Annotated in this window: 7 protein-coding genes; 4 read left to right on the top strand and 3 right to left on the bottom strand. The window is 74.0% G+C overall.

Annotated elements, in window-relative coordinates; translation table 11 throughout:
* Positions 1–236 precede the first annotated feature (236 nt).
* Entirely contained in the window at positions 237–662 is a 426-nt protein-coding gene (locus ACQ5SO_RS20635; RefSeq protein ID WP_430943542.1) for a hypothetical protein, read from the top strand.
* 41 nt (positions 663–703) lie between these two features.
* Here the strand turns inward: ACQ5SO_RS20635 and ACQ5SO_RS20640 are convergent, their stop codons facing one another.
* Entirely contained in the window at positions 704–1828 is a 1125-nt protein-coding gene (locus ACQ5SO_RS20640; RefSeq protein ID WP_430943543.1) for a hypothetical protein, read from the bottom strand.
* Between the two features lie 517 nt (positions 1829–2345).
* On the opposite strand from ACQ5SO_RS20640, the gene ACQ5SO_RS20645 reads away from it, so the two are divergent.
* The gene (locus tag ACQ5SO_RS20645; protein WP_430943544.1) at positions 2346–3422 is read left to right on the top strand and encodes a lysostaphin resistance A-like protein; all 1077 of its coding nucleotides are present in this window, start codon (positions 2346–2348) and stop codon (positions 3420–3422) included.
* A gap of 388 nt (positions 3423–3810) precedes the next feature.
* Here the strand turns inward: ACQ5SO_RS20645 and ACQ5SO_RS20650 are convergent, their stop codons facing one another.
* Together ACQ5SO_RS20650 and ACQ5SO_RS20655 are read right to left on the bottom strand one after the other, a co-directional pair.
* The gene (locus ACQ5SO_RS20650) at positions 3811–5379 is read right to left on the bottom strand and encodes a substrate-binding domain-containing protein (RefSeq protein WP_430943545.1); all 1569 of its coding nucleotides are present in this window, start codon (positions 5377–5379) and stop codon (positions 3811–3813) included.
* Between the two features lie 96 nt (positions 5380–5475).
* A complete protein-coding gene (locus ACQ5SO_RS20655; protein WP_430943546.1) occupies positions 5476–8637 on the bottom strand; it encodes a hypothetical protein in 3162 nt (1053 codons plus the stop codon).
* A 281-nt stretch (positions 8638–8918) separates the two neighbouring features.
* Here ACQ5SO_RS20655 and ACQ5SO_RS20660 point away from each other — a divergent pair, with 281 nt between their 5' ends.
* Both ACQ5SO_RS20660 and ACQ5SO_RS20665 read left to right on the top strand, forming a co-directional pair.
* Positions 8919–11210 (top strand): xanthine dehydrogenase family protein molybdopterin-binding subunit, encoded by a 2292-nt coding sequence (locus ACQ5SO_RS20660; protein ID WP_430943547.1) that lies wholly within the window; start codon positions 8919–8921, stop codon positions 11208–11210.
* A gap of 206 nt (positions 11211–11416) precedes the next feature.
* Positions 11417–11884 carry a GNAT family N-acetyltransferase gene (locus tag ACQ5SO_RS20665; RefSeq protein ID WP_430943548.1) on the top strand — a complete coding sequence of 156 codons (468 nt, stop codon included), beginning with the start codon at positions 11417–11419 and terminating at the stop codon, positions 11882–11884.
* Positions 11885–11969 lie beyond the last annotated feature (85 nt).

The raw sequence follows: 11969 nt of genomic DNA on the forward strand, positions 1-11969 counted from the left end.
GACCTCGACATCTGGCTGACCCCGGCGCCCGAGCGGCGCCTGACCCGGGCCGAGCGGGAGCAGACGGGCGCGGCCTCTCCTCCCCCGGGGCCGCCCCGCACCCACATTTCTCATTTGACCGCGCCCCCTTCTGCGTGGATCATCCTTTCCAGTCGAAAAGGCGGGCGGGCCGCGCATAGCGTTCCCGCCGGAGCCGCGATCCCTGACATGTACAACGCTTCACCCGGAGGTCCGCCATGTGGCTGATCCTTTTGGCGATCGCGTCCTACACGCTCATGGTCGTCGCCCTGAGCCGCGGGCCGCTTTCCGCTGATTCCACCCTCGTCGTCACGCTCATCAACCTGTGCGGGGCGCTTATCCCGCTGGTTTTCGCCGGGGGATCGCTCTGGCGCGGGGGGCTGTCCGGTCTCGCCCTGCCCGGCCTCGCCTGGGGCCTGGCCGGAGGGGTGGGCATCGCCGTCTTCATGCTGGTGATGGGGCGGCTCGCGGCCAAGGGCTGGCCCGCGGCGCTGGTCTCGCCGCTGGTCTATGGCGGGGCCATCGTGGCGGTCCCGGTGCTGGGCGCGCTGCTGTGGTCCGAGCGGCTCGGGCCGCTGCAATGGGCCGGGCTGGCGCTGATCGCCGCCGGGGCGCTGGCGGTGGCGCTGGGGCGCGCGGGCTGACGCCGCGGTCCCGGCCGCGCCTTGCCCGCCCCGGCCGCGCCTCAGCCCCTGCGGGCGCGGGGCGGCGCCAGGGGCGCCTCGCGCGGGGCCTCGCGCATCGCGGGCGCATCCTCCCCCGCCAGTCCCGCCGCCGCGTCCGCGCGCGGCGCCGCGGGCGGGATCACCGCCCCGGTGCGCGAGGCGACGGCGACCGCGCCGGGCGCGACCTCCGCGCCCCCGGGCCGCGGCGCGGGCAGACGGGCCGAGTAGCCGCCCGCGTTCAGCCGCCGTTCCGCCCCCTCGGGGCGCCGTTGCGGCCGCGGGGCGGCGAGGGCGAGCTGCGCCTCCTCGGGGCTGATCGCGTCGCCATTGGCCATCTTCAGCGCCGCCACCACGCGGGCGAGATGCGCGAGCATCGCCGCCTCGCCGATGGCCGAGGTTTCGAACACGCCGAGCGAGGCGATGGCCGCGCGGCCGTTGAGCTCGGTGAAGGCGCGCCAGATGCGCGGGCCGAGGATCGGCGCCGCCGCCCGCCCGTCATCCTCGACCAGCGCGAAGAGCGCGTCGGGAAGGCGGCGCGTCTCGATGATGCGGATCTGCTCGGGGGTTCCGCCCATCCCGGCCGAGGCGCGCCCCTCGTCCGAGCGCAGGAACGCCTCGAGCCGTCGCGCCGCCTCGGGGCGGTCCTCGGCCCCCCCGGCGAAGAGCGGCCCGCTCCCGACCGAGAGGGTGATCATGCCGCCCATCACCAGCGGTTCCGCCTCGGGCGGGCCGTCGGGTCCGGCCTCTCCGGCCAGGGCGCAATCCTCGATCAGCACGAAGGCGGCGTCGCCGCTGACCTGCACCGCGGCGGGGTCGACGCAGAAGCCCGCGGGGGGCGCGATGACCACCTGCCGGCCGCCCGCGCGCACCACCGTGCGCCCGTCGGCGCCGGGCGAGACCCCGAGATCGCCGCGCCCGCCCGGCTGCGGCGCGCAGGCCGAGAGCGCGAGGACGGCGAGCAGCGCGGCGGCGCGGGACGCCCGGGGGACGCTGAAGCGCGGGGCGGGCCGTGCAGCGGACCCTCGGCCCTCGCGCGCGCCAGGCGCTTCGCCGGACCGCCCGGAGACCTGCCCCCGCCGCCGGGGCGCAGGGGGGCGCGCGGCGCGGGGGCCGCCTCGGTCGGGGGTCTGGGCGTCGGCGTGCATCGGCGTCCTTCCTGCCTGAGCCCGCGGGGGACGGCCCGGGCGGCGCGGCCCCCGGGCGGGGGCGCGGCGCGGGCCGGCCGGGGCGCGGGCGCCGGGAGCTTCGCCCCCTTGTTCTTCTGTCCGGGGGGCTTTCCCCCCTTGTTCTTCGGTCCGGGGGGCTTCCCCCGTTGCTTTTCCGTCCGGGGGGCTGCGCCCCGTCGCTCTTCCGTCCGGGGGGCTGCGCCCCTCCTCGGTCCCTTCGCGGGGCTTCGCCCGCGCGTCGGTCTCGTCGGTCTCGTCGCTCTTGTCCTCCCGGCGCCGCGGCGCCGCGGCGGGCCGGGCGGAGACGCGGGAATGCGAACAAAGCCTTAAGGTTCCCCGCCCCCGCGCGCAAGCCGCCCGGGCGGCGCGGGGGGCCGTCCGCCCCCTGCGACCACGCGCACCCCTTCACGTTCGCATCCCGTCAAGCTTCTGCGGTGGACGATGCCCGCCGGGGCCCCTAGGTCTTGGGTTCCCGTTGAAGGAGCGCCCCCGGAACATGACTCGCTTTCGTCACCCGCTGAACGACTTCAGCGCGCCCGCGCGGGGCTCGGCCGAAATCTGGCGCACCGTGCTCGGCGTGATCATCGTGATCGCGCTCGGGGTCGGCATGGGCACGGTGATGCGGCAGGGGATGGACGTGCTGCTCTACGGGCTGCGGCCCTCGGGCGGGGCCGAGGCGCTGCGCGGCACGCTGACGGAATCGGCGCGGCCGAGCTCGGAGCTGTCGTTCCTGCTGATGCTCGCCACCTTCGCCTGCAACTGGCCCGCGCTGTGGATCGTGCTGCGGGTGCTGCACCGCCGGCCGTTCCACACCCTCTGGGGCCCGCTGGGGCGGATCAACTGGAAGCACTACCGGATCGGCCTCGCGGTCTCGCTGACCCTCGGGGCGGCGGCGTGGCTGCCCTGGCTGCACTACACCAACGTCACCGGGATCACGGTGATGCCGCTGGAGAACTGGCTGCTGCTGCTCTGCGCCGCGCTGCCGCTGCTGTTCGTGCAGACGGCGGCGGAGGAGCTGATGTTCCGCGGCTACATGCTTCAGCAGTTCGCCGCGCGGTCCTGGTCGATCCTGGGCTGGTCGGTGGCGCCCTCGCTGCTCTTCGCCTTCCTGCACCCGTCCGAGGGGATGCCGCTGGGGCTGAACTGGCTGAGCCTGGTGTTCGGGCTGGTGATGGCGGCGGTGACCTCGCGCACCGCCAACCTGGGGGCCGCGGCGGGGCTGCATTTCGGGCATAACGTGATCAACACGCTGATCATCTCGACCAGCATGGGGCGCAGCGAGCCGGTGCTGCTGAGCCTGCCGCCCGACATCTCGGCCAAGCCGCCGCTGCTGATCTTCGTGACGCTGATGTTCCTCGGGTCGATCATCTACATGGGCCAGATGGACCTGAAATTCATCATGGCCTGGCGCGCGGACCCGACCCGCAAGGGCCAGCCGCCGATCCGCCTGGTGCTGCCGATCGACGAGAAATGGATCCAGCTGCGCGAGCGGCGGGCGGCGGCGAAGGCCCGGCGGCGCGCGGCGCGCGAGCGGCTGCGGGCGCAGCGCGCCGAGCGGTCGCGCAAGGCGTAAGGCGCGCGGGCGCCGGGCGGTCGCGCACCACGTAGGGCGCACCGGGTCCCGGAGCTCGGGCGCGGGGCGCAAGCCGCGGGCCAAGCCTCCTTTCCACCGATCTTTTCCTTGAACGGAGCGGGCGCATCCCGGCGACCGCGCCGCCCGGGCGCGGCCGTCCGCGGGGCGGGACGAGCCCTCTCGCTCCTCCGCCCGCGCCGCGCCCTGTCGGCGCTGCGCCGGGGGACGGGCCGGCGCGCAGGCGCGGCGGCGCGCGCCTCCCCGCCTGCGGGTGCGGGCGGCAGGCCCGGGGGACCGGCGGCCCCTCGCCCTCCTTCCCCCGCCAAAAGCAGGCGGCCGGCCCCTTCCGGGACCGGCCGCCGCCATTTCCAGCCGTGTCAGGCGCGGATCAGAGCGCGTCGCGCATCCAGATCTCGACGCGGCGGTTGATCGAGCGGCCCAGCAGGGTCTCGTTGCAGCCCACCGGCGCCAGCTCGCCATAGCCGAGCACGCGGATGTTCACCCGCTCGAGCAGCGACTGGCCGCCCGCTTCGACGATCGAGGCGCGGACCTGGTCGGCGCGGCGGAAGGACAGCGCGCGGTTGAGGTCCGAGCGGCCGACCGAGTCGGTGAAGCCGACCAGCATCACGTCGCGGCCCGCGTTCTCGGGGCGCATCAGGTAGTCGACGACACGCTCGACGTCGCCCTGCGCCTTGTTGTCGAGCTGCGAGGAGCCCGGGTTGAAGCGGAACGTGGTCGACAGGCGCTGCGCGCTCATCAGCTCGTTCATCAGCTCGCGCATCTGTCCGAAGCTGAACTCGGGCGACGGGTCGGTGAAGGCCATCGCGAAGCGCACGCCCTGCATGTTGACCGGGCGCACGTCGATGCCCTGGTCGACGAAGCCGGCGTCGGCGATCACCTGCTGGGCGTCATCCGACTTGGTGTAGTCCAGCAGCTTCTGCGCCTGCTCGGGAAGCGCGGCCCCGGTGGTGTAGAGGTACAGGCGGCGGGCCAGCGGGTATTCCTCGGTCTTGATCCCGAAGCTGTCCGGGGTCGCGACCAGGCCGCACTCGGTGCGGATCGCCACGGCCTTGGAGGAGCGCACGTAGGGAAGGCCGGTGAAGCCGATGGCGCCCGGGGTCACGGCGACCTCGTCCGACAGCAGCTCGTTGCTCTCGAAGCGCTTCGCCTCGGGGACGATCTCCACGCCGTTCGGACGCAGGATCTGGGCGTTGAACTCGCCGAAGGTGCCGGATTCATCGTTGCGCGCGACGACGGTGATCGGCAGGTCGGGGCCGCCGACCTCGTCCCAGTTGGTGATCGCGCCCGAGAAGATGTCGGCGATGTCGAGGATCGACAGCGAGTCGACCGGGTTGGCCGGGGACACGATGACGGCGAGACCGTCGAGCGCGAGGACCTGCTCGCGCTGCGGGGTGGTCATGCCCTCGAAGCCGGCGCCGGCGAAGCGCTCGATCTCCTCGTCGCGGATCTGGCGCGAGGACATGGCGATGGCGGCGTCATTGGACAGCATGGCGCGGAAGCCGGTCGAGGAGCCCGCGGACTCGAGGTCCACCTTGGCCAGCTCCTCGCCGTCGGCGCCCAGCAGCTCCATGGACATGGAGCCCTCGGTCGCGCCGCGGGACTGCACCACGTCGGCCTCGAGCTGGTCGGCATAGCCGAGCAGCAGGGCCGGCATCAGCGCGGCGCCGATGGTGTCCGAGCCCTTGATGGCGAACTCGGCGCTCAGCTCGATCTCGGGGCAGCCGGCGCCCTCGCACGACACCTGGGTGGCGCTGACGGCGATCTCGCCGATCAGGGTGCGCAGGTAATAGGTGTTGTTCTCGAACTTGGTGAGATCGCCGGTCAGGGCCACCGCGCCGTCATACGACTTCAGGGTGACCGTCTCCGCCATCGCGCCGCCCGCGAACAGGGCGATCGCCGCTGCACCGATGGCGAGCCGGCTGAATTTGTTCGTCATCATCGTAGGGTCCTCGCTCCCTCTTTACGCTTGGAACATGTCCGTCCCCGAATGCTCACGCGGTCTTCGCGCAACCGGACGATCATGCGCCTTCACTCACCGGTTCACGACGATGAAGCCCTGAACCAGGTCCCTCTGATACATGGATGCGTCTTCCAGCGTCACGCCGCAGGGCGCCGCCTCGAAGATCCGCGCGGAACCGCCGTCCATCACCCCGCCGTCGAAGTTGTGGACGCGGAAAGACGGCGAGGCGAGCGGATCGCCGTCGCAATAGGGGGCCGTCGGCTCGGTCCCGCGGGAGGCGAACTCCACCGCCAGGACGATCCGGCCGGTCGGCGACCGCCGCCCCCGGTTGAAGCTGTAGAATTCGACCGAGCGGCCCTTGCCGTCGAGCGCCGGGAAGCTGGACACGAGGCCGGTCGTGCCGCGCCGGTAAGCGCGTTCATTCGGCGCCGCGCCGGCCCAGACATGGCCCGCATCCCCGAGCCCGGCGCCGAATTCGAACGCGTGCAGGTTCAGGTCGACCTCGTCGTCCCAGGAGATGGCGACGCGGTCGACGCCGCCGATGTCGAGAAGGGTCACCGGCTGCACCGCCTCGGCGTCGCCGTCGACCAGTTTCAGGCGGCTGTCGCGGGCGACGCCGGGCACCGAGGCCTCGATCACGCCCGCATCGTCGAAGCGCAGCGCGATGCGCAGGTCCTCGAGGTGCAGCACCGCGACCCGGCCCGCGCGGCAGTCGGAGACCGCCGAGACCTGGATCAGCCCGCCCGAGGCCGGGAAGGCGCTGAGCTGGATCGGGCAGTCGGGCGCCGGGCCGGCGGCGAGCGTCGCGGCGGGCCGCACGGCGTCCGCCGCGGGCTCCTGCGGCGACAGGGCCGCGAGGGTCATCGACGCGGCCTTCTGTTCGGGCGCCTCCACCGTGATCGGCTCGGCCGCGGCCAGGACCAGCGGCGCCGGGGCGCCGATCTCGGGCCAGGACGGCGCGCGGGCGGCCGGGGCCGCGTCGAAGGGCACGCGCGACGCGGTCGGCGCCGGGCCGACGAAGGGGCCGAGCCCGGCGGCGAGCGAGGCGGCCAGCGCCTCTTCGCGGCTCGGCGGGTTCGGATCGGGGCGATCCGCGCGCACCGGCAGCTCCGGCTCGAAGCCCATGAAGGGCCGGGCGGCGGCGCCGAGCGGGGCCAGCTCCTTGTAGCGGCGCACCGCGAAGCCCTGGCGCGGCAGGCCGACGCCGTAGAAATCGGGGGTCATCCGCACGCGCTGCGAGAGCAGCGGCGGGAAGCTGCGCACCCGGCGCAGGTTGAGCGGCAGCGGCTCGGTCCGCTCGCCCTTGTTCAGGTTGCGCGGGGCCTGGTCGAGCATCACCAGCCGCTGCGACTGGGCGCCCTGCCCGGCCAGCGTCTGGAAGTTGCGGCGCGCGCGCACCGGCATGTCGCGGGCGCCCGAGAGCGTCAGGTTCACCGAGACCCGCATCGGCGGCTGCTCGGCGATCCCGGCCTCCCAGCCCGCAAGGGTCGGCGGCAGCGGCTCGGTCGGCTCCAGCGCCGGGATCCGGGCCGGGGACAGGTCGACCGTGGCGGCGACGAAGACCGGCGCGGGCGCGGCCACGGGCAGCGCGCGGAAGGCGACGCCCTGCGGGCGGCCCACGTCGCGCGGCGCGCCGGCGACGCGCGCCAGGTCGGCGCCGAAGCCCGACAGGTATCCGGGCGCCGGCTCGGTGCGCTCCTGCAGCTGGCGCTCGGGCGTCGCGTCGCGCTCGGGGAAGGGCAGCGGCGCGGCGGCCTCGGCCCGGGCCACGGCGGCGGCGGGCGACGGCGCGCCTTTCGGCTCGGCCGGCCCCTCGGGCTGACCCAGCAGCGCGGCGATGGCCGAGCGCAGGCGGCGCAGCGCGTCGGGCGCGGGCTCGGTCGGCTCCTCGACCTGCGCGGCCGGGCGGCCGGAGGCGGGCGGAACCGGGGCGATGTCGCCGGACTGCGTGCGGTCATGGCGCGCGTGCGGATCGAGCGACACCATGGTGTAGAAGCCCTCGGGCGGCGAGAGCGGGCCGAGCGCCTCGATCAGTTCGGCCAGCGGCTCCATCCCCGGGTCGAGCCGGGCCGCGGGGCTGTCCGACAGCGGCAGCGCGTGGGTGAAGCCGGTCTCGATCCCCCACAGGGCGGCGACGCGGGTCCAGCTCACGGGTTCGGGCACCGAGCCCTCGGTCAGCGGCGCGGCGGAGAGGGAGACCAGCTCCCGGAACTCGGCCAGCGGCGACAGGAACGGGGCGATCGGCGTGCCGCCCTCGTGGTCGGCGAGCCCGCCCCAGGCGAGGCCGGTCGCCTCGCCGATGCGCGGGGTCTGGCGGACCACCAGCGACGAGGGCGTTCCGTCATGCGGCTCGGGCAGGATCGGGCCCGAGCGGCGCACCGCCTCGGCCTGGGCCAGGCGGACCCGCTCGGCCGGCGCGGTGACCAGGTCCTCGGGGCCGCGCGCGCCGGCGGGAACCGCGGCGGGGGCCGCGACGCCGGACGGGCGCTGCGGGCGCTCCACGTTCAGCCCCTCGATGGCCGGGGAGGCGTAGACCGAGCGCGGCTTGCGGCGCTTGCGGGTCTCGGTCGGGCCGGTGACGGCGGCGATGGCCCCGAAACTCGGAAGCGAGGCGTCGGCCTCGGTCTCGGCGTCGAGGTCGAACGGCCCCTCGGCCACGGCGGACGGCGCGCCGGGCGCGGCCGAGGGCGAGGTGGCGGCGGGGCGCGGCGCGCCGGCGCCGCCCGCGGTGGCGGGCAGGCCGGTTCCCACCGGGCCGACGGCGCCCAGCGCGCCGCCCATGCTGGGCAGCCTGCCGGTGAAGCCGGCCATGTCCGTGTCGCCGAAGGAGATGTCGGGGGTCGCCGCTTCCGCGCCGAATTCGCGGGTCGCGTTGCCCCCGGTCAGGGTCGGATCGACCGCCGAGACCGCGCCCGCGCCGTCGTCAAAGCCCGCGTCGGGCGCCGGGATCACGGTGACGCTCAGCGTGGCCGAGGGGCACACGTCCCCCGCGGGCACGCAATAGGTCAGCGACAGCTCGCCCGAGCAGGACGGGTCCACGGCGTAGGAGATCATGCCCTCTTCGCGGGTGGCGATTCCGCAGGCGGGGTTGACCAGGATCAGCATCTTGTCGCCCGCGCCCTCGGGCAGGCCGATGTCGTTCGCGAGCACGTCGATGAGATAGGCGCCGCCGGCCTCCAGGGACACGGCGTCGTCCGTCGGCATGTAGCCGCCGTCCTCCACGAATGCGGCCATGACCTGTTCATCATGATTCACCGAGCCCATGAGCCCGGCGAAGATCACGAGACCAGCTCCGATCACCGCTATCCGGTCGCCGTCACGCAAGACCGACGCCCCCCCTGAATCACGCGTACCGACGCACTATGACCGAACAGAACGCAAAGGGGAACAGCCGGTTGAAGCTGTTTCTTCGATGACATGCCGGCGTTGCACGTCCCCTTGTCGGGCATATAGGCTCCGGCTTCGGCGCGCTGCGGCGCAGCGTGCCGGGGGCCTCGCGCAGAAAGGATGCATTCATGAAATTCGGGATCGGGCAGCCTGTCCGTCGTAAGGAAGATGACCGCTTTCTGCGCGGAACGGGGCGATATGTTGACGACATCACGTTCCCCGGACAGGCCCACGCGGCCTTCCTGCGCAGCCCCGTGGCGCATGGAACGCTGGTCTCGGTCGACGCGTCCGAGGCCGCCGCGGCCCCCGGCGTGATCGCCGTCTATACCGGCGCCGAGATCGAGGGCCGCCTGAAGCCGCTGATGAACGAGGCCCCGGTGGAGCAGACCGACGGCGCGCCCGTCGCGCTGGCCGAGCTGTCCCACCTCGCCCGCGGGCGGGTGCGCTTCGTCGGCCAGCCCATCGCCATGGTGGTGGCCGAGAGCCGCGCGCTGGCCGAGGACGCGGCGGAGCTGATCGAATTCGACATCGACGAGCTGCCGGTGGTGATCGACGCCGAGGCCGCGCTGGCCGAGGGCGCGCCGGAGCTGCACCCCGATGTCGCGCCGGGCAACCGCGCCTATGCGTGGGAGATGGGCGACCGGGCGAAGACCGACGCCGCCTTCGCCGAGGCCGAGGCGAAGGGCAAGACCGTTTCCCTGCGCGTGCGCAACCAGCGCATCGTCGTCAACCCGATGGAGCCGCGCGCCAGCAACGTGCGGTATGAGGACGACCGCTGGCTGGTCTGGTCCGGCACCCAGGGCGTCCACGCGCTGCGCGCCAAGCTCTCGCGCCAGTTGGGGGTGGAGCCGGACCGGATCCGGGTCCAGACCCCGGACGTGGGCGGCGGCTTCGGCATGAAGCTGCAGGCGCACCCGGAGGACGGCTTGCTGTGCATCGCCGCCAAGGATACCGGGCGGCCGGTGAAATGGACCTCGACCCGCTCGGAAGGCTTCCTGTCCGACGCGCAGGCGCGCGACCTGGTGACGGACGTGGAAGCCGCCTTCGACGCGGAAGGCAAGATGACCGCGATCCGCGGGAAAAGCGTGTCGAACCTCGGGGCCTATTGCTCCTCCTTCGGGGCGGGCATCCACTCGTTGTTCTCGGCCGGGCTGCTGGGGGGCATGTATGACGTGCCCGCCATGCATATCGAGGTGCAGGGCGCCTTCACCAACACCACCCCCACCGATGCTTACAGGGGCGCGGGGCGGCCCGAGATCATCAACGTCACCGAGCACGCGATCGAGGCCGGGGCCAAGGCTTTCGGCATCGACCCGGTGGAGATGCGGCGGCGCAACCTGATCCGCCCCGAGCAGCTGCCCTACACCGCCCAGGGCGGGATGACCTTCGACAGCCTCGACCCGGGCCGGAACATCGACGACGTGCTGGCGATGTCCGACGGCGCCGAGGACCGCCGCGCGGCGGCGGAAGCGAAGGGCAAGCTCTTCGGCCGCGCCCTCGTCTATTACTATGAGCGCACGGGCGGCGGCCCGGTGGAGCGGGCGACGGTGAAGATCGGCGCCGACGGCATCGTCGAGGCCGCCGTGGGCACCCAGTCCACCGGCCAGGGGCACGAGACCGCCTGGGCGCAGCTGATCACCCAGCAGCTCGGCGTCCCGTACGAGGCGATCCGGCTGCTCGACGGCGATTCCGACGCCCTGCCCGCGGGCGGCGGCACCGGCGGCTCGCGCTCTCTCATCATGGCGTCGCGCGTGTTCCTCAAGGCGGGCGAGGAGATCATCGACAAGGGCATGGAGGGGGCCGAGAAGCTGCTCGAAGCGGGCCGCCAGGACATCGAGTTCGATCCCGAGGCGGGCGCCTACCGCATCGCCGGCACCGACCGCAGCGTGACGCTGACCGAGGTGGCCGCCGAGATGGGCGGGATCGACGGGACCGGCGCGGTGGATGACCGCGAGGCGACCTTCCCCAATGGCGCGCACGTGGCCGAGGTGGAGATCGACCGCGAGACGGGCGCGCTGGAGCTGACCCGCTATGACATCGTCGATGATTTCGGCGTGGTCATCAATCCGCTGCTGGTCGCGGGCCAGGTGCATGGCGGCGTGGTGCAGGGCCTCGGGCAGATCCTGCACGAGGCGATGCGCTGGGACGCCGAGACCGGCCAGCCGCTGTCGGCGAGCTTCATGGACTACCAGATGCCGCGGGCGCAGGACCTGCCGGGGTTCCAGCTCAAGTACAACGAGATCCCGTCGGTCACCAACCCGCTCGGGGTCAAGGGCTGCGGCGAGGCGGGGACGGTGGCCGCCCTGCCCGCCGCCGCGCTGGCGGTGCATGACGCGCTGGAGCGGATCGGGGCCGAGATCCCCGAGCCGCCCTTCACGCCGTTCAAGCTCTGGCAGGCCATCGACGGCGCGAAGGGCTGACCGGACGGGGGGCGGCGGCGGGATCCTCCGGCCGCCGCCGCACGCCCGCCGACCCATACGCCGGGGCGCGGCTGCGCCCCCGCGCACGTCCGGCCCCGCGCGGCCGCCTCCTCAGGTCCGCCGCCCTCCGGCCGTCTTCCTTCGGCCGCCCGCGCCCGCCCGCCGGGGCGCCGCCCTGCCCGTCCGTTCCGCACGCGAGTCTGCCCATGCCCATCGACATCGACATTGCCCCCACCCCGCCCGACGACCCCGACGCGCTGGCGCTGATCCGCGCCAGCCACGCGCTGATGTCGGCGCTGTTCCCGGCCGAGGCGAACCACGCCTTCTCGGTCGAGGATCTCGCCGGGCCGGGGGTGACCTTCCTGCTGGCGCGGGACGCCGGGACCGGCGCGGCCCTCGGCTGCGGGGCGGTGGCGGTGACGGGCGACGCGGCCGAGATCAAGTCGATGTTCACCGCCGAGGCCGCCCGCGGCCGGGGCGTGGCCGACGCGCTCCTCGCGGCGCTCGAGGCCCGCGCGCGGGCGGAGGGCGCGGCGGCGATGCGGCTCGAGACCGGCGACACCCTCGCCGCCGCGCGCCGCCTCTACGCCCGCCACGGCTACGTGGAACGCGGACCGTTCGGCGATTACCCGGACCACCCGGCCAGCATCTTCATGGAGAAACGCCTGGGCTAGGCGCCCCCTGCGGGGGAGCTTCGGCGCCCATGCGCAGGGGCACCGGCAGGTGGTTGAATGGGCCGCGGCCAACGTGGCGGACGAC

Origin of the sequence: Rhodovulum sp. DZ06 (genome assembly GCF_050586345.1) — a bacterium.
Classification (GTDB): Bacteria; Pseudomonadota; Alphaproteobacteria; order Rhodobacterales; family Rhodobacteraceae; genus JBOCEF01.